The organism is Novispirillum itersonii subsp. itersonii ATCC 12639 (genome assembly GCF_000381985.1).
GTDB classification, from domain to species: Bacteria; Pseudomonadota; Alphaproteobacteria; order Rhodospirillales; family Rhodospirillaceae; genus Novispirillum; species Novispirillum itersonii.
On sequence record NZ_KB907341.1, the window covers coordinates 1 to 16,953 of the forward strand.

A 16,953-nucleotide genomic window follows, 5' to 3' on the forward strand; every position below is an offset into this window, starting at 1 on the left:
GCTTTTCGCTGCGGCCCGCGTCGTCGGGAGGCGCTTTATAGGTCCCCCACGCAGAACCGTCAAACACTTTTTTCAGAAAAATGACTCTTTTTCAGGACCCTGCGGTTTCAGGCCGGTTTCAGCCGTTTATAGAACAGGACCGTCGGATGCAGCGTTCCCCCGGGATTACAGGCATAGTCAGGGATCCGACCGGCCTCCTGATATCCAAACCGGGGATACAGGCTTTCCGCCAGACTGCCTTCCTCGGTATCCAGAACAATCAGGCTCCTCCCCAAACGGCGGGCCTCTCCCTCCGCTGCTTGCATCAAGAGACGTGACAGCCCCCTTCCCCGGGCCCACGGATGGACCAGCAGTTTACCCAGATCAACCCGATGCGCTCCATTCTGGGGCATCGACAGCCCCAACTGCACACTACCGGCCAGACGCCCATCCAGACACAACCCCAGAACCCGACGCTCATCCGCTGCGACGGCGACAGCAACCGCGCGCCAATACTGCTCCAGCCGGCTCTGGGCCACAGGCAAAAGGAACCCGATGCTGGCGCCACCGTCGATACAGGCCGCCAGTAGGTCAACATAGTCCATCAGGGCAGCCTCAAGACCCTCTGCCGTCAGCCAGACAGCCGTAAGGGTTTCCGCCGGAACAACCGGCGGGCTCTGTGTTGTCATTCTTCGTCTCTATTCCGGCAGTGAAGGCGTTACGGGCGGACCATGGACAGGACATACCGCGCGGGGTCCGGTCCGGTACTCAGAAAGCGGGAGCCCCCAAACAGGCGATAGCGCAGGCAATCCCCCGGCAGCATGTCATACCCGCGCCCCTCCACATTCAGCGTCAGAGCCCCTTCCAGCAGCCAGAGGTGATGTTCCAGCCCGGTCAACGGAGTGTGCGGATAAGAGATGTCAGCACCCGGCGGCAAAACCCCTTCGATGACCTCCCCCGCCAGCGCGGGAGCAGGAGGCGAAACCATCCGGCGGCGAAAGCCTGTTTCGGGATCGGTCCAGACCACCTGATCCGAAGCCCGGATCAGCGACGGCCCTTCTTCCTCAACCTCGGCAATAAGCCGGGAGAGCGGGGTCTGGTACACAGCACACAAGGCCCCCAGCATTCCGGCCGTCGGGCTGGTTTCGCCCCGCTCCAGACGCGATAGGGTCGCCCGACTGATCCCGCTGCGTTCCGCCACAGTCTCAAGAGAATGGCCCTGCGCCTGCCGCAACTGCGACAGGCGGGCGGCCAGACGAGCCTCAAGGGGGGCCGCTTCATATTTTACAGACGTCAGCATGGCAGCCTCAAATTCCCAATTAAGAGAAACTATCTCATTTTTGGGAATTTGAAAGCAAAATCTCAGCAGGCCCGGTCAGATGGGCCGATTAGCCTTCCTGCGTCTTCAAACGCTCAAGGCACTGCTGCTCAAGGCGGTCAATCTCATGCAGGATGCTGTCGATGTCTTCGCGCTGGCGAGCCAGACTGATCCGCCGTTCCTGCACTTTCCCCAGCAGGTGCCGCAGCTGCCCGGCTTCGCCCGGTTCAGCATCATAAAGGTCAAGGATTTCCTGAATTTCGCGCAGGGAAAATCCAAGCCGCTTCCCGCGTAAAATCAGGATCAGCCGCACCCGGTCACGCGGGCTATAAATCCGGCGCTGCCCGTCGCGACGCGGCGAGACCAGCCCTTTATCTTCGTAAAACCGGATCGCGCGGGCGGTGACGTCGAATTCCGCCGCCAATTCCGAAATGCTGAATTCGCGCTCTCCCGCCGCATTAAAGCGGTCAGACGCGGGGGATACCCCGGCAGACGTCTTCATGGCTGTCCTCTCCTGCAGAAAGTGATGAGCGGCCTTCTCAGGGTGGTGCCACTCCCTCATGTCAGTTCTAGTTTACGTAAACGTAAAGCCCTGTCCAGAACTTCCGTTACGGCAACCTGCCCCTTACCGCCAGTGAGGACGGTCAACGGTTGACCGCCCCCGCCGTTTTCGTACTGTTGAGCCCCTTTCTCCCGCCCTGCCGGAGCATGTCGCATGGCTGACCGCCCCCTGAGGCCCCTGACTGTCTTTGCTGCTGTCTCTTTGCTGATATCGGCAGGGCTGGCCCTGTGGCCACACCTGACACCGGCAGGCAACCCGACGGAGTGGCACGCCGCTGCGGTGGTTCTGGGCGGGCTGACCCTATGGGCCACCGGCATCATCCCCGAAGCCGCCGCCGCAATCGCTTTTTTTGCCGCAGCAATCCTGCTGAAGGCAGCCCCGGCAGAAGATGTGTTTTCCGGTTTTACCTCTAAGGCATTCTGGCTTGTCTTCGGCGGTCTGCTGATGGGGATGGCGGTCAAGCGCAGCGGGCTGGGGGAACGGCTGGCCCACGCGCTGGTGGGGCGGGTCGGCACCAGCTGGCTGGCTCTGTGCTGGGGGATTGCCGGGATCGGCATGGTGCTTGCCTTCATCATGCCATCCAGCATGGGGCGGGTGATGCTGATGCTGCCCGTCGTGATGGGTCTGGCCGACCGCCTCGGCTATGGTCCGGAAAGCCGGGGCCGCACCGGCATGGCCCTGATGACCGGGATGATGGGGCTGGGTCCGGCGGTTGGTATTCTGCCCGCCGTAGTCCCCAACAATGTCATGACCGGCGCTGCCGAGCGTCTGTATGGCCTGAGCTTTGACTATTTTTCATGGTTGACCGCCGCCTTTCCGACACTGGGGTTGCTCAAGTGCCTGCTGATTGTCGGCATTACCTGGAAGATGTTTGCCGAAGAACCCCCGCGACGGGCTCAGGAACAACCTCCCGGCCCAATGAGCGCTGATGAAAAGCGGTTGTCCCTGCTGCTGTCGGTAACGCTGCTGCTGTGGCTGACCGACCGCTGGCATGGCATCAGCCCGGCGTGGATCTCTCTGGCGGGCGGCGCAGCCTGCCTGCTGCCACCGCGCCCGCTGGTCCCGATGGCTGCCTTTAATGAAAAAATGAGCCACGGATCGCTGTATTATATCGCCGGACTGATGGGGCTGGGGGCTGTCCTGTCCAGCTCCGGGGTTGGCGACAGACTCGGCAACGCCCTGCTGACCCTGATGCCGCTGTCGGCAGAGCATCCGGCCCTGTCATGGCTGTCACAGGTGGTTCTGACAACCGTGATTGCCCTGGGTGCCACTGTCCCCGGCACCCCGGCCATCATGACACCGATGGCAGAGGCAATGGCGACCGCCACCGGGGCAAGCCTGACCATGACCCTGATGACACAGGCCGTCGGCTATTCCAGCGTGGTGCTGCCATATCAGGTGCCGCCGCTGATTCTGGCGATGCAGCTTGGTGGCGTCCGGATGAAACCGGCCGCACGCTACACACTTGTGCTGTTACTCCTGACAGTCGTATTGATCTGGCCGACCACATACGGCTGGTGGAAACTGCTCGCTCTTTTACCGTAAGGGCCGGGCGGCGGTTGCCGATCAGCGACCAAGCCATTAAGATATAAAGTCTTCTCACCACCGTTGCATGGGGGCGCGGCGGGGGCAGAACTGCCGGGCATAGATCAGCCCGCCCGACAGGCCATTCAGACAGGGTTCCTCCGCATGTCCGACTTTTCCCTTCAGTCCACGCGCGTTCTGATTGTTGATGATAACCCGCATTTCCGGCGCCTGCTGGTCAGTGTCCTTAGCTCCATGGGCTGCCGGATGATCGAAGAAGCCACCGACGGCGCCGACGGCCTGAAGTCCCTGACCCATTTCCCTGCTGATGTCGCGCTGGTGGACTGGCGGATGGCCCCGATGGATGGCCTCGATTTCACCCGCTTTGTCCGTACCAGCCCGGATAGCCCGAACCGCTATCTGCCGATCCTGATGCTGTCGGGATACACGGAGCTCCGGCTGGTGCTGGATGCCCGTGACGCCGGGGTGCATGAATTTATTGCCAAGCCGATCTCGGCCAAAATCCTGCAATCCCGGCTGCAGGCCACGCTGCAGTCCCCCCGGCAGTTTGTCCGGTCCCCCGCATACTTCGGGCCGGACCGGCGCCGCCGTCAGGTCCCCCTGAAAGGACCGGAACGCCGCAAGGCCCCATAAGCGGGCAGCGGGGAACACGATAACGCAGGGTCTGTGCAGGCAGACTTTAAACCTCTTTCTGAAGACCGCCAGTGTGGGATATAGTAATAGCAAGTGTTGGGGCTTTGTGATGGGACCCGACGACGAAGGGCGGACCGCCACAGGCCGTCCGGCACTGCCCCGGCCCTGAAAAGGCCGGGCCTTTTCGCGGGGGGCGAAAAGTATGCGCCGGCAGCCGCACGGGCCATGGACCCCGCGCCGTAATACCCCATCGGAACAGGACGGCAATGAGCGGCTATAATCTCGAGCGTCTTAACTTTCTGGTTGTTGACGACAACAAACATATGCGGGCACTGGTAAAGACCATTCTGCACGCGCTGGGATCAAAGAACGTCCACGAAGCCGCTGACGGAGCCGACGCCTTCAAGGAACTGCGGCATTTTCCGGCTGATATCATTATCTGCGACTGGAACATGTCCCCGCTGGATGGTCTGGACTTTGTGCGTCTGGTCCGTACCGGGAAAGACAGTCCCAACCCGTTTGTGCCGATCATCATGCTGACAGGCCACACCGAAATGCATCGGGTGATTGAAGCCAGAGATGCCGGGGTGCACGAATTTCTTGCTAAGCCGATTTCGGCCAAGGGCCTGTATTCCCGCATCAAATCGATCATTGATAAGCCGCGCCCGTTTATCCGTGCCGGGCTGTACTTCGGCCCGGACCGCCGCCGCCGTCAGATCGACTGGAAAGGCCCGGAACGACGGAAAGCCCACCTGCAGAATACCGTTCAGCCGGAAACCGGCGGCGGGCTGAGTCAGGCTGAGGTTGAGGCCCTGCTCGGAGGCTAAGCCCCCGGCACCCCCACGGCTATCCTCCTCCCCTCCCCGGTTCCCCGGTTGATCTGTCCGCAGTGACACATCTTCCGAAAAGGCCGGAGGTTGCCTTATCCCTGCCTCTCTCTGGCTTCTGCACCGCTGCGACGGGGCAGAAGCAGGGAGTGCGAATGCTTTATCCGAGGAATTTGGTGCATTTCAGGCACGGGTATGGAATCCTTGGATCACTTGTGTGCTGCCTGACCTGCCGTGCCGGATCAACCGATGGCCCCGCTTCACCCCTGACTGAAGCTGAGGCCCGCCCCGGTCACGCTGTCGGCGCACGGACCTATTGACCCGGTCAAGAATCTGCCCGGAACACCAAGAATTGGACGGAGCTGAACTATGGACACTCAGGACCCCGTGGCTTCCCCGGCCACCATCATCACCCCACCGGTTAAAGCTGAAGTGATCACTCCGCCGACCAATCTGCGTGATAAGGTCAGCATCAGCGCCAACGGGGTCAACCCGGAGATGCTGGAAAAGGCGGAGCAGGTGATTGCCAGCCTGTCGCCATCGTACCTGACATGGGTCGAGGACGATCTGCGCCGCGCACAGGCATTGCTGGAAAAGATTGAAACCTGCAGCGGAGATGACGCCAAGCCGCTGCTAACGGAGCTGTTCACCATTGTCCACGACATCAAGGGTCAGGGCGGCAGCTTTAATTACGTGCTGATGACCGTGGTCGGGAAGTACCTCTGCCGCTTTATCGAAGCGGTTCAGGATGCGCCCCGCCCCAGCCACTGGCCAGTGCTGCGGGTGCATGTTGACTCCCTGCGGCTGATCATCAGCGAACGGATGGAAGGGGATGGCGGTGCCACCGGTGACCGGATGCTGCGCGGTCTGGCCGCCGCCATCACCAAAACCATCGGTCAGATTGATCTGAACTGACCCTGCCCCCTGAGGCAGCACAGAAAAGGGCCCGAAAACTCCGGGCCCTTTTCCTTTACAGACGTCAGAACAGGCTACCGTTACGGCCCCATCCCCGGATCGGCCCAACGGTTGGGGTGCGGGTGGGTGTTGTAGAAATCAGTGATGATTTTCCACCCTTCTTCAGCCGTTTCCACAAAGTGGAAGATTTCAAGATCTTCCGGAGAAATGGTGCCCTCTTCGACCAAAGCCTCGAAGTTGATCACCTTCTGCCACCACTCTTTCCCAAACAGCAGCACCGGAATCCGCTGGATCTTCCCGGTCTGGATCAGGGTCAGCGCCTCGAACAGCTCATCCATGGTGCCAAACCCACCGGGGAAGCAGGCCAAAGCCTCTGCCCGGATCAGGAAGTGCATCTTCCGGACGGCGAAATAGTGGAAATTGAAACTCAGCTTCGGCGTGATGTAGCCGTTCGGGGCCTGCTCATGTGGCAGTACAATCGACAGCCCGATGCTGTCAGCGTTGACATCGGCGGCCCCCCGGTTAGCAGCCTCCATAATCCCCGGCCCGCCCCCGGTACAGACCACATAACGGCGATGCCCCGGCACCTGACTATGCTCAGAGACTTTGCGGGCAAAATCACGGGCGACGGCGTAATAACGGCTGTTGGCGACAATACGTCCGGCAATCGTCACCGCACGCCGGGCGGCGGCATCATCGGGGTTGGCAGCGGCATGATCCTCAGCCTCTTTCAGGCGCTGCCGGGCCACATCTTCTTCCGGGATGCGGGCGCTGCCGAAAACAACGACAGTCGACACAACCCCCTCATCCTGCAGCAGCAGCTCCGGCTTCAGCATTTCCAGCTGCAGCCGGACCGGACGCAGATCGCGCATCGTCAGAAAATCAACATCGGCAAATGCCAGCCGGTAACTGTCAGACTCCGTCTGCGGCGTTGGGTTCCGGGCCTGACGCTCTTCATGGGTCCGCCGGTCTTCCGCAGAGGTGGGGAAAGGCGAGTAGCGCCTGTTTTGATCGGTCATTGGCCCCTCCACAGGACATTTCCATACGGGGCTCCCGGCCCCTTCCGTTCAAGATGAGGGGGGAACCGTCAAAATGCAAGAAGCACAAAGGGTTGCAGGCACCATCATAACGGCAGACGCACAAACAGCGTCATCTGCAGCGCCGCCAGAAAAACTGTGATCAGAGTCAGCGGCACCCCGCTGCGGGCATGGTCAAGGAAGGAAATCCTCACTCCTTGCCGGGCGGCCGCCTCAACCGCGATGATGTTCGCCATACTGCCGGTGATCAGCAGATTACCGGCCAGCGTAGACAACAGCGCCAGACTGTGGAGGAACAGAGGGTCACGGTCCGGCACCAGAGACAACACCAGCATATCTGCCGGAACATTGCCGATCGTATTCGACCCCAGCAGCGACACCAGCGTCAGCACCCATGGCTGGCGCAAATCCAGCCCGACATCCCCGAGCGAGGCAAGAACACGGGATGGCACCCCGGTCATCTGGGCGGCATGGGTGACGATAAACAGGGCCGCAAACAGCACCAGCAACGGCCAGTCAACCAGCAGCAGCGTCCGTCGGGTGGTCAGGCGGCGGCTGATCAGCAGGGCCCCGGCCACAACCGTTACGCCCAGCGCCTGCGGCACCGGCAACGACAGCATCACCAGCAGGCCAACCGCGGCGGCAGCGGTTTTGACCGCGCCCCGGCGGTCCACCGGAACTGGGACCGGAACACTCCCCTCGGCACCACATCCCGGCTGATCCAGCCTCCAGCGCCCGCGCCACAGCCAGACCATTCCCCCCCAGATCAGCAACAGGGATGCCAGCGCCACCGGCAGACAGAACAGGACAAACGGCCAGAACGGAAGGGCTCCGGCCTGAGCGATCAGGATATTCTGAGGATTGCCGATCGGGGTCAGGGCCGATCCCGCATTGGCCGCCAACGCCAGAGCCAGCACGAAAGGGCGCGGATCCAGCCCCCGCCGCAACAGACCGACACACAGCAGCGGCGTCACGGCAAACACCACCACGTCATTGGTCACCAGCGCGGACAATCCGCCGCTGACAAACACCACCAATCCCAGAAGCCGGGGTGGAGCCGACGGCGACACCGCCAGCCGGGCCGCACACCAGTCATACAGACCGGCCTCCCCCGCCTGCGCGGAGACGACCATCAAACCCGCCAGAACCAGCAAAGCCGGGAAATCCACTGACGACACCGCAGCCGGGCCATCAACAGCCCCGACAGCCACCAGTATGATCGCCCCCAGTACCGCGATGCCGGTCCGGTCAACCTGCAGCCCCGGAATCCGCCCGACAGCCATCCCCAGATACACCAGCGCAAAAACCGCCAGCGTCACGATCAACAGCCCTTCGGACATTCCTCCATACTCCTGCTGCGGCCCTCTTCCCCCGTTCCATACAGGACGGAAGACCGGAACAACAGCAGGATCAACGCTCCGTCCTTTACTCTCCCCTTCAGGTCGGATCCTTCAGCCGAGCATAAAGCTCATCAATCTGGTCAGTGTTCTCAAACAGCAGGTCAATCAGCCGGGGGTCAAACTGGGTGCCCCGCTGGGCCTGCAAATAGGCAAAGACCTCATCCTTCGGCCAGGCCGGTTTGTAACAGCGGGCACTGGACAGGGCATCAAAGACATCGGCGATGGAGGTGATGCGGGCCTCCAGCGGGATCTCTTCCCCGGCAAGTCCCCGGGGATACCCCTTGCCATCCCAGCGTTCATGATGATTACCGGCAATGCTGGCAGCACAGCGGATCACTTGCAGATCTGAGCCCTGCAACAGCTTCTCGCCGATCTCAACGTGAGATTTCATCTGCTCCCATTCTTCAGGGTCCAGCTTGCCCGGCTTATGAAGGATGGCATCGGGGATACCGATCTTTCCCACATCATGCAGCGGGGATGCCTGACGGATCACATCCGCCGCCCGGACATCAAGACCGGCAGCCCGGGCCAGAATCCAGCTCAGCTCCGCCACCCGGCGCACATGATTGCCCGTTTCCTGCGACCGGCTTTCGACCGCCTCCCCCAGCCGCTGCAGCAGTTCCCGCTGGGTGGCGTCGATGGTGTTGATCATCTCGAGATTATCAAAGGCGATGGCAATATTGCGGCTGAACACCTGGACCAGTGCGCTGTCCACCTGGGCCGGATGCTCCAGACCATCCAGAAACAGAATATTCACCGACCCGGAATAACTGCGGAAAATACACATCACCGAAGTATCGTGATGCAGGATCCCTTCCGCCAGCGGCATCTCTTCCAGAATCCGGTATAAGGCCGGGGGCAGAACCTGTTCCAGATCAATATCCCCGGCACTTCTGAACCGTCCGATCCCGGCAATGGACGTCAGCGCCCGGCCAGTCCCCGGCCGGTGCAGCGCCACCCCGTCAAGGGTGCCGAAGAAAGCCCCGCGATTGCTCTGCAGAAGGGCTGCCAGCTGTTCCAGTGCCCCCAGCGTGAATGTTTCCATCGACTGCTGGCGGAACAGATCCTGACTGGACTGGATAATCAGGGTCAGCCCACGCCGGTTGGCTTCCAGCGCATTAATGTCCCGCCATGCCCGCAGACAGGAATACATCAGCGTGGTCAGCTTCCGCGACGTCAGCTCGGTCTTTTCCTTGTAGTCGTTGATATCATACGATGCGATCACGTCCCGCTCCGGGGCCTGCCCCGGCTGGCCGGTCCGCAGCACGATCCGGACCTGCGTATTGCCGAGATCCTCACGGATCCACCGCACCAGATCCAGCCCCGCATGCTCATGTTCCATCACCACGTCCAGCAGAATAACGGCGATGCTGTCATGGTCACTCAGATACTGCCTTGCCTCAGCACCGGACCGGGCATTCAGGAATTCCAGCCCCCTGCCGGCAAAGCTGAAACCGGCAAGCGCCAGTTCTGTTATGCGATGGACTTCGGGCTCATCATCAACGATCAGCACCGTCCACGGCAGATCCCCTGCCATCACGCCAGCCGGGGCAGTCCGCCCGGCAGGCGCAGGAGTTGCCGCAGCAGGCGGCAGCCCGGAGACCCGGCGCGGTGTCGCCCCGAACATCAGTTTTCCGTCAGCCATCAGGCCCCCCTTGTTGGTGTCTGTTACCCTGCACCCCAGCCGGATCAAGCCATTGGCAGGGAAGGAAAGCGGATCGCCACGGTCAGCCCCTGTCCCGGTTCGCTGCTGTAATGGATGGTTCCCCGCAGGACGCTGGTCACAAGATTATAAACGATATGCAGCCCGAGGCCGGTGCCACCCTGCCCCCGCCGCGTGGTGAAAAACGGCTCCATGATCCGGCGCAGGTTCTCCTGCGGGACTCCCGCACCATCATCCTGCACGATCAGCTCGACCCGCCCCTGTGGCAGGGACCGGGCTGAAATGCGGATCGTTCCGGCCACATTGCCATCCTCAAAGCCATGCAGGATGGCGTTGATCAGCAGATTGGACAGGATCTGCGAGACGGCGCCCGGCACGGTACGCACCATCACCGCTTCCGGGATGTCCGTCACCGTCCGCACCTGTGTCCGGCGCAGACGGGGCTGCAGACTGAACAGCACGGTCTCGACATATTCCCGCAGCAGGATCGGCCGGATCTCGCCGTTGCTCTGGTCCACCGCCACCCGCTTGAAGCTGGAAATCAATTCTGACGCCCGGCGCAGGTTGACGCTGATCATCTCAGCTGTCGGCACCGAATTGCGCAGGAAGGTCTCAAAGACGCTTTCTTCCAGTGTCCCGCTTTCATAGGCTGCATGCAGAGTGTTCAGATGATCCTGCATCAGCGAAGCTGCCGTCACCGCAACCCCGACCGGAGTGTTGATCTCGTGAGCAACCCCGGCAACCAGACTGCCGAGGGACGCCATTTTCTCGGCCTCAACCAGATCAGCCTGCGTCCGGCGCAGATCATCCAGACTGTTCTGCAACGCCCGGCTGGCTTTTTCCGCTTTGTTTTTCGCCGCCTCCAGCTCAGAGCGCGAGCGGTGAATTTCTGTCACATCGGTATAGGTGGTCACAAACCCCCCGATACTTTCAGGCAGGGGGCGGCCATCAACTTCCAGTACACCGCCATCCAGGCGGCTCCGCACAAAATGATGGGGCGTCATCTGACGGGCCAGCTCCAGACGGGCCTCGACCTGCGCCTCAATATCCCCCGGCCCATATTCACCCCGCTCGGCATTATAGCGGAACAACGACGCCAGAGGGGTCCCCGGCTGAACCAGATCATCCGGGAAGCCCAGAAACTCTATGAAGCGGTGGTTGCACATCCGCAGCCGCAGATCCCGGTCAAAGACGGTGATTCCCTGCGAAATATTGTTAAACGTCGCATCCAGCAGGGTGAAATAGAGACGCAGCTCCTGCGTTACCTCTTCCAGACGGATTTTTTCCGCTTCAAGACGTTCCTGCGCGGTGACGATCTCGGTCATATCGGTATAAGTCGAGATAATCCCGCCGATCTCAGGGGGCAGCGGATTCCGCCGGGTCTCGATGATCCGGCCACAAGGGGTCCGGTGCAGAAACCGCCGTGGCTCCATCGAGCGGATTGATTCCAGCCGTGCCGTGACTTCGGTATCGATATCAACATCACCATACTGGCCGTTTTCAGCCATCGCGCGGATCATGACTTCAACCGGCACACCGGGGCGGCGCAGAGCCTGAGGAAGCATGAACATATCGCTGTAAGGCTGATTCTGGAACGCTACCTTCAGATCGGGATCAATGTAAGTAACCCCCTGAGACATATTGGTGACGACCACATCCAGCAGGGCCCGTTGCCGCTCCAGCTCCGCCGTCCGCTGCAAGACCTGCTGTTCAAGGGATTCGTTCAGTGCCCGCAGCGATGCCTCCGCCGCCAGCCGACGGTCGTTATGCCACAGACCGCTGAGCACATCGCCGACATAAGCCCCGAACATCTGCTCCTGACTGCTCCACTCCGGTTTCGGCTCAAGAGTGGACACCACCATCACACCAACGCACCGCCCTTCTGAGAAGACCGGCACCCCCATCTGTGATGCATAGGTCTGCCCATGGAACAGATGATCACGCAGGGCAGAAAGGCGCTCATCCGCCGCCATATCAGCGATCACAAACAGCCGACCGGCCCCGATGCGTTCAAAATACTCGGGAAAATCAGAAATCCGCAGCGGCGGCTCAACAAAATGGCCCTGACTGTGCGGCTCATAAACATCAACGCAGCGGAGATTCTGACCGCTGTCGTCCATCATCCAGATCGCCGACCGGTCAACCTCCAGCGCTGTCACGGTGATTTCGGTCAGCGACCGGCAGGCCTGATCCAACGCCCCCAGCGTGATCGTCGGATGCCGGTGGATATACTGCATGGCGTTCATCAACAGGCGGTTCCGCTCCGCTGACCGGGCCATTGCCATCGCCGCCTCATGCTGGACCGTAATATCTTCGCAGAAAGAGGCAATCCCGCAGATCTGCCCGTCTCTGTCGCGCAGCGGCGACACGTGCCAGCGGCACAGGATGATCCGGCCATCCTTGGTCACGTTCTCATTCTGGGACGTAAAAGAGGCCCCATCCCGGAGAATACGGTAAACCCGGGGCACCACTCTGGCGACAGAGGCCGGGGTCAGCAGCCGGTCGGCCCCCTCGCCCAGCATTTCCAGGGCGGTATAGCCAAAAATACGCTCTGCCTGCGTATTCCAGCCGATCACCTGAAAGCGGTCATCCCACGTAATGATTGCAAACGGCGCCGACGAATACAGCGCCTCAAGCCATTGGGGCGATCCCAGAACGCTGGCTCCGGCAGATCCTGAAATGGCGGGAGACCTCATGCCGTTCTTCTCCTGTCCGGGCCACGGGGCCGGATGTACGCAAAACGCCTTCCCCCTTCCTTCGAGACTAACGGAGGCCCGTGGGCACAACAATGAGCCATTCAGATCATACCCGGCGCTTTTCATGCGCAGCCTCTCGCCATAGCGGATATGACAGAGGGGCCCTATTACCGCCACAGTTGAGGCGCACCCTGCCGCCACCTGACAGGTCAGTCAGCATGGAGAGCGCAGACATGTTTTTGTACCGGGCGGGACTGGTGGTGATGGCGGCAGTCGCAGCGCTGGCAGCGGCGGTGCTGCTGACGGATATCGAAGACCGTATCGCCGCCGCACTGTGCCGGATGGCTGGCTACACCACAGACACCGTCAGCGGTGACGGGGCCTGCGGCTTTAACGCCGACATGCAGGCCGTCGCGATCCTTGCCGCCATCTTTCTGCTGGGTCTGCTGATGACCGGAATCGGCGGACTGATCCGCCGCCGAGCAGCGGCACGACGGCGGATGTTTGGCCCCCGGAGCTGATGTCAGCCCCGGAATGCGGACAGTGGCTGACGCTGCTGGCCATCAAGATCAAAATTATCGGGTGACAGCCATGCCTGATAAGCCTGCCGCAGGGCTGGCCATTCCCCATCGAGAATCGAAAACCACGCCGTATCCCGGTTTTGTCCTTTGGCCACCATATGCTGGCGGAACAGCCCTTCGTAGGTAAACCCGAACCGCAGGGCGGCCCGTTTTGAGGGATCGTTGCTGTTATTGCATTTCCACTCAAAACGCCGGTATCCCAACGTGCTGAATGCGTAGTCCGCAAACAGGAACAGCGCCTCGGTCGCGGCCGGGCGGCGGGAAACCAGCGGCCCCCAATAGATACTGCCGATTTCGATCACACCGTGCGCGGTGTCAATCCGCATCAGAGCCTGCCGCCCGGCGACCTTTCCGCTGGCCTTATCAATCACCGCAAAAAACAGGGGATCATCACTGCGGGCCACCGCCTCGACCCACTGACGGAAGCTGTCACGGTCAGTCGGCGGATTTTCGAACAGCCAGGCAAACCGGGTTTCAGCATCGGCAACGGCGGACTGTTCATACAGCCCATCCGCATGGCGGGCCGCGTCCAGCGGCTCCAGCCGGACGGTCCGTCCCTCCAGCACCGTCCGCTGCGGGCGGGGGCGCGGTGTCCAGTCGGTCAGGGGCACAGGATCAGACAACGGAACGGACATCGGTAAAACTCCGGGATAAGGTATCGTGCCCAGCGTGCCGGAAAAGGCGGACCGGTAAAAGATCCAGTTTTCGGCAGTCAGCCCAGACCAGTGACATCACCCTGCGGACGGCACCTGCAAAAACGGTATTGCTGTCCGTCGATTTCAACCATTCCGTCCGGCGGCAAACCTCCCTATCTATGCTGGCCCCTTTATCGTTTCTGCTCCCATAAGGACCTCCCCCTGAATGGCCTCTTCGACAGACGGCGGCGATGCCGTCGGCACGATTTCGCATTCTCTGACCCCGTCACAGGTCCGTAAGGCCCTGCTGGCCCTGAGTGTCGGCGGTTTTGCCATCGGTACCGGTGAATTCGTGATTATGGGTCTGCTGCCTGATGCTGCGGCGGATCTTGCCATTTCTATCCCCGATGCCGGACACCTGATCAGCATTTACGCGCTGGGAGTGGTGATCGGGGCCCCGCTGCTGGCGGTGCTGGGGGCCCGCTGGCCCCGCCGCCGCCTGCTGATTGCCCTGATGCTGTTTTTCGGATTGGGCAATCTGGTCAGCTCGGTGGCGCCCGGCGTACTGTCAATGATGACCGCGCGTTTTGTCACCGGCCTGCCGCACGGCACCTACTTCGGGGTTGCGGCCCTTGTCGCCGCCGGTCTGGTCCCGCGGGAAAAGCGGACACAGGCCGTCGCCATGGTGCTGATGGGCCTGACGGTGGCCACCCTGATCGGGGTACCTGCCGCCGCCGCCATCGGCCAGATGCTGAGCTGGCGGGTTGCCTTTGCCCTCGTCGGGGCCATCGGGGCGCTGACCGCCTTTCTGGTATGGCGCTGGGTTCCGTTTATTCCGGCCAGCCGCACAGCCAGCCCACTGCGGGAGCTGGGCGCCCTGCGCCGCAAACAGGTGTTACTGACACTGGGGATCGGAGCAATCGGATCCGGCGGAGTGTTTTCGATCTTCAGTTACGTCAAACCCACCATGACGGAACTGGCCGGACTGCCGGAAAGTGTGATCCCGGTGATTCTGGCCCTGTTCGGGGTCGGCATGATCACCGGGAACCTTGCCGGATCCCGTTTTGCTGACAAAGCGCTGGAACGGACCATCTTTATCGTGCTGGTCTGGGGCGGCTGCCTGATGGCGGCCTATTGGGTCACCGCCGCGCACCCGGTGTTCGGCCCGCTGAACATTCTGCTGGTCGGGACGATGATGGCCCTTGCCGCCGCCCTGCAAACCCGGCTGATGGAAGTGGCAGGCGATGCCCAGACCATGGCAGCGGCCCTCAATCATTCGGCCTTTAATGCGGCCAACGCGCTGGGCCCGTGGCTGGGCGGGCTGGCCATCAAAGCCGGTTATGGCTGGTCATCCACCGGGCTGGTCGGGGCGGCACTGGCCGCAGCCGGTCTGGCGGTGCATCTGTGGTCCCTCGCTGACCGGCGGAAACGGGGCCGTTAGAGACCGGCCCTCCCCCCATACCGGCCCCCAAAGGACACAGAAGACGCAAAAAGGCCCCGGAAACCGGGGCCTTTTCTGGATCGGTAAAACCGGGGAAGCGGTTATTCCCACTCAATCGTGCCCGGCGGCTTGCTGGTGATATCATACACCACGCGGTTGACGCCCTTGACCTCGTTGATGATCCGGCTGGACACCCGCGACAGGAAGGCGTGGTCGAAGTGGTAATAATCGGCGGTCATCCCGTCGGTGGAGGTCACCGCCCGGATTGCCAGCGCGTAATCATAGGTGCGGCCATCGCCCATCACGCCGACGGTGCGCACCGGCAGCAGCACGGCAAAGGCCTGCCAGATGGCGTCATACAGACCGGCATTGCGGATTTCTTCCAGATAAATCGCATCGGCCTTGCGCAGGATATCCAGCTTTTCGCGGGTGATTTCCTGCCCCGGAATGCGGATCGCCAGACCCGGCCCCGGGAACGGATGGCGGCCGACCATTTCTTCCGGCAGCCCCAGTTCGCGGCCCAGCGCCCGGACTTCGTCCTTGAACAGTTCGCGCAGCGGCTCCACCAGCTTCATGTTCATGCGCTCCGGCAGGCCGCCCACATTGTGGTGCGACTTGATGGTGACGCTGGGGCCGCCGGTGAAGGAGACAGACTCAATCACGTCCGGGTACAGGGTACCCTGTGCCAGAAACTCGGCACCGCCAATCTTCTTGGCTTCCGCCTCGAAGACGTCGATGAAGGTCTTGCCGATGATCTTGCGCTTTTCTTCCGGATCTGTCTTCCCGGCCAGCAGGCCGAGGAACAGATCGGACGCATCAACATGCACCAGATTGATGTTGAACTGGTCACGGAACACCTTGACCACCTGCTCGGACTCACCCTGACGCATCAGGCCGTGGTCAACGTACACGCAGGTCAGCTGGTCGCCGATGGCTTCGTGAATGATCGCCGCCACCACCGAGCTGTCAACGCCGCCGGACAGGCCGCAGATGACCCGGCCGGACCCGACCTGAGCGCGGATCTTGGCAATTTCGGTCTCGCGGAAGGACGCCATGGTCCAGTCGCCCGAACAGCCGCAGATGGTCTGCACAAAGGTCCGCAGCAGCTGGGCTCCGTGCGGGGTGTGCACCACTTCCGGGTGGAACTGCACGCCGTAGAACCCACGCTCGTCATCGGCAACCGCCGCAAACGGCGCCCCGTCAGAGGTGGCCACAACCCGGAAGCCCGGGGCCAGTGCGGTGACGCGGTCGCCGTGGCTCATCCACACCTGCTCGCGCACGCCGGGGCTCCAGGTGCCTTCAAACAGGGCGCAGGCGTCGGAGACCTCGACATAGGCACGGCCGAACTCGCGGTGATCAGATCCTTCGACCTTACCGCCCAGCTGGGCCATCATGGTCTGCTGGCCGTAGCAGATCCCCAGAACCGGCAACCCCATCTCGAACAGGCCCTGCGGCGCGCGCGGGGTGTCGGTCCCGGTCACCGAGGCCGGACCGCCGGACAGGATCACGCCCTTCGGGTCGAAAGTGCGGATGCTGTCAACAGTCACCCGGTTGAACGGGTGGATTTCGCAGTACACGCCAGCTTCACGCACCCGGCGGGCGATAAGCTGAGTGACCTGAGAGCCGAAATCTACAATGAGGATACGATCGGTCATGGAGGATCCGTACGGCTGGGGGTAAGAATCGGGATTGGCGGCACATTACAACACCTCGTCGCCTGT

15 protein-coding genes are annotated in these 16,953 nt (G+C 61.8%); 6 read left to right on the plus strand and 9 right to left on the minus strand.

Features of this window, described 5'->3' with window-relative positions; genetic code table 11:
- Positions 1-107 precede the first annotated feature (107 nt).
- From G365_RS0108765 to G365_RS0108775, 3 genes are all read right to left on the minus strand, one after another.
- A complete protein-coding gene (locus G365_RS0108765) occupies positions 108-668 on the minus strand; it encodes a GNAT family N-acetyltransferase (protein WP_019645144.1) in 561 nt (186 codons plus the stop codon).
- Positions 669-697: 29 nt separating this feature from the next.
- On the minus strand, positions 698-1,279 hold the full coding sequence (locus G365_RS0108770) for a helix-turn-helix domain-containing protein (RefSeq protein WP_019645145.1): 582 nt from the start codon (positions 1,277-1,279) through the stop codon (positions 698-700).
- A gap of 88 nt (positions 1,280-1,367) precedes the next feature.
- The gene (locus tag G365_RS0108775) at positions 1,368-1,799 is read right to left on the minus strand and encodes a MerR family transcriptional regulator (RefSeq protein ID WP_019645146.1); all 432 of its coding nucleotides are present in this window, start codon (positions 1,797-1,799) and stop codon (positions 1,368-1,370) included.
- Between the two features lie 213 nt (positions 1,800-2,012).
- Between G365_RS0108775 and G365_RS0108780 the strand changes: the two genes are divergently transcribed.
- The 4 genes from G365_RS0108780 (at position 2,013) to G365_RS0108795 (ending at position 5,779) form a co-directional block, all read left to right on the plus strand.
- Positions 2,013-3,404, plus strand: coding sequence for an SLC13 family permease (locus G365_RS0108780; protein WP_019645147.1), 1,392 nt, complete (start codon positions 2,013-2,015; stop codon positions 3,402-3,404).
- 144 nt (positions 3,405-3,548) lie between these two features.
- Positions 3,549-4,037: a response regulator gene (locus G365_RS0108785; RefSeq protein WP_019645148.1), complete on the plus strand. Its 489-nt coding sequence runs from the start codon at positions 3,549-3,551 to the stop codon at positions 4,035-4,037.
- A 266-nt stretch (positions 4,038-4,303) separates the two neighbouring features.
- Positions 4,304-4,864, plus strand: coding sequence for a response regulator (locus G365_RS0108790; protein ID WP_019645149.1), 561 nt, complete (start codon positions 4,304-4,306; stop codon positions 4,862-4,864).
- A 369-nt stretch (positions 4,865-5,233) separates the two neighbouring features.
- On the plus strand, positions 5,234-5,779 hold the full coding sequence (locus tag G365_RS0108795; protein WP_019645150.1) for a hypothetical protein: 546 nt from the start codon (positions 5,234-5,236) through the stop codon (positions 5,777-5,779).
- An 80-nt stretch (positions 5,780-5,859) separates the two neighbouring features.
- Here the strand turns inward: G365_RS0108795 and G365_RS0108800 are convergent, their stop codons facing one another.
- From G365_RS0108800 to G365_RS22855, 4 genes are all read right to left on the minus strand, one after another.
- A complete protein-coding gene (locus G365_RS0108800) occupies positions 5,860-6,798 on the minus strand; it encodes an LOG family protein (RefSeq protein ID WP_019645151.1) in 939 nt (312 codons plus the stop codon).
- A gap of 104 nt (positions 6,799-6,902) precedes the next feature.
- On the minus strand, positions 6,903-8,156 hold the full coding sequence (locus tag G365_RS0108805; RefSeq protein ID WP_019645152.1) for an SLC13 family permease: 1,254 nt from the start codon (positions 8,154-8,156) through the stop codon (positions 6,903-6,905).
- Positions 8,157-8,253: 97 nt separating this feature from the next.
- Positions 8,254-9,861 carry a DUF3369 domain-containing protein gene (locus tag G365_RS20880; protein ID WP_019645153.1) on the minus strand — a complete coding sequence of 536 codons (1,608 nt, stop codon included), beginning with the start codon at positions 9,859-9,861 and terminating at the stop codon, positions 8,254-8,256.
- 44 nt (positions 9,862-9,905) lie between these two features.
- On the minus strand, positions 9,906-12,575 hold the full coding sequence (locus G365_RS22855; RefSeq protein WP_019645154.1) for a PAS-domain containing protein: 2,670 nt from the start codon (positions 12,573-12,575) through the stop codon (positions 9,906-9,908).
- Between the two features lie 233 nt (positions 12,576-12,808).
- Here G365_RS22855 and G365_RS0108820 point away from each other — a divergent pair, with 233 nt between their 5' ends.
- Positions 12,809-13,096, plus strand: coding sequence for a hypothetical protein (locus tag G365_RS0108820; RefSeq protein WP_155976201.1), 288 nt, complete (start codon positions 12,809-12,811; stop codon positions 13,094-13,096).
- A gap of 2 nt (positions 13,097-13,098) precedes the next feature.
- On the opposite strand, the gene G365_RS0108825 is transcribed toward G365_RS0108820, so the two are convergent.
- A complete protein-coding gene (locus tag G365_RS0108825) occupies positions 13,099-13,791 on the minus strand; it encodes a GNAT family N-acetyltransferase (RefSeq protein WP_019645156.1) in 693 nt (230 codons plus the stop codon).
- A 226-nt stretch (positions 13,792-14,017) separates the two neighbouring features.
- Here G365_RS0108825 and G365_RS0108830 point away from each other — a divergent pair, with 226 nt between their 5' ends.
- A complete protein-coding gene (locus tag G365_RS0108830) occupies positions 14,018-15,232 on the plus strand; it encodes an MFS transporter (protein ID WP_019645157.1) in 1,215 nt (404 codons plus the stop codon).
- A gap of 101 nt (positions 15,233-15,333) precedes the next feature.
- Here G365_RS0108830 and guaA read toward each other — a convergent pair whose 3' ends face one another.
- On the minus strand, positions 15,334-16,887 hold the full coding sequence (gene guaA / locus G365_RS0108835; RefSeq protein WP_019645158.1) for a glutamine-hydrolyzing GMP synthase: 1,554 nt from the start codon (positions 16,885-16,887) through the stop codon (positions 15,334-15,336).
- Positions 16,888-16,953: the final 66 nt, after the last annotated feature.

Excerpts from the sequence above, each read along its gene's own strand:
- G365_RS0108795 (WP_019645150.1), top strand. The coding sequence starts at position 5,234 with ATGGACACTCAGGACCCCGTGGCTTCCCCGGCCACCATCATCACCCCA.
- G365_RS0108765 (WP_019645144.1), bottom strand. The coding sequence starts at position 668 with ATGACAACACAGAGCCCGCCGGTTGTTCCGGCGGAAACCCTTACGGCT.
- G365_RS0108805 (WP_019645152.1), bottom strand. The coding sequence starts at position 8,156 with ATGTCCGAAGGGCTGTTGATCGTGACGCTGGCGGTTTTTGCGCTGGTG.
- G365_RS22855 (WP_019645154.1), bottom strand. The coding sequence starts at position 12,575 with ATGAGGTCTCCCGCCATTTCAGGATCTGCCGGAGCCAGCGTTCTGGGA.
- G365_RS0108825 (WP_019645156.1), bottom strand. The coding sequence starts at position 13,791 with ATGTCCGTTCCGTTGTCTGATCCTGTGCCCCTGACCGACTGGACACCG.
- G365_RS0108790 (WP_019645149.1), top strand. The coding sequence starts at position 4,304 with ATGAGCGGCTATAATCTCGAGCGTCTTAACTTTCTGGTTGTTGACGAC.
- G365_RS0108770 (WP_019645145.1), bottom strand. The coding sequence starts at position 1,279 with ATGCTGACGTCTGTAAAATATGAAGCGGCCCCCCTTGAGGCTCGTCTG.
- G365_RS0108775 (WP_019645146.1), bottom strand. The coding sequence starts at position 1,799 with ATGAAGACGTCTGCCGGGGTATCCCCCGCGTCTGACCGCTTTAATGCG.
- G365_RS20880 (WP_019645153.1), bottom strand. The coding sequence starts at position 9,861 with ATGGCTGACGGAAAACTGATGTTCGGGGCGACACCGCGCCGGGTCTCC.
- guaA (WP_019645158.1), bottom strand. The coding sequence starts at position 16,887 with ATGACCGATCGTATCCTCATTGTAGATTTCGGCTCTCAGGTCACTCAG.
- G365_RS0108830 (WP_019645157.1), top strand. The coding sequence starts at position 14,018 with ATGGCCTCTTCGACAGACGGCGGCGATGCCGTCGGCACGATTTCGCAT.
- G365_RS0108820 (WP_155976201.1), top strand. The coding sequence starts at position 12,809 with ATGTTTTTGTACCGGGCGGGACTGGTGGTGATGGCGGCAGTCGCAGCG.
- G365_RS0108785 (WP_019645148.1), top strand. The coding sequence starts at position 3,549 with ATGTCCGACTTTTCCCTTCAGTCCACGCGCGTTCTGATTGTTGATGAT.
- G365_RS0108780 (WP_019645147.1), top strand. The coding sequence starts at position 2,013 with ATGGCTGACCGCCCCCTGAGGCCCCTGACTGTCTTTGCTGCTGTCTCT.
- G365_RS0108800 (WP_019645151.1), bottom strand. The coding sequence starts at position 6,798 with ATGACCGATCAAAACAGGCGCTACTCGCCTTTCCCCACCTCTGCGGAA.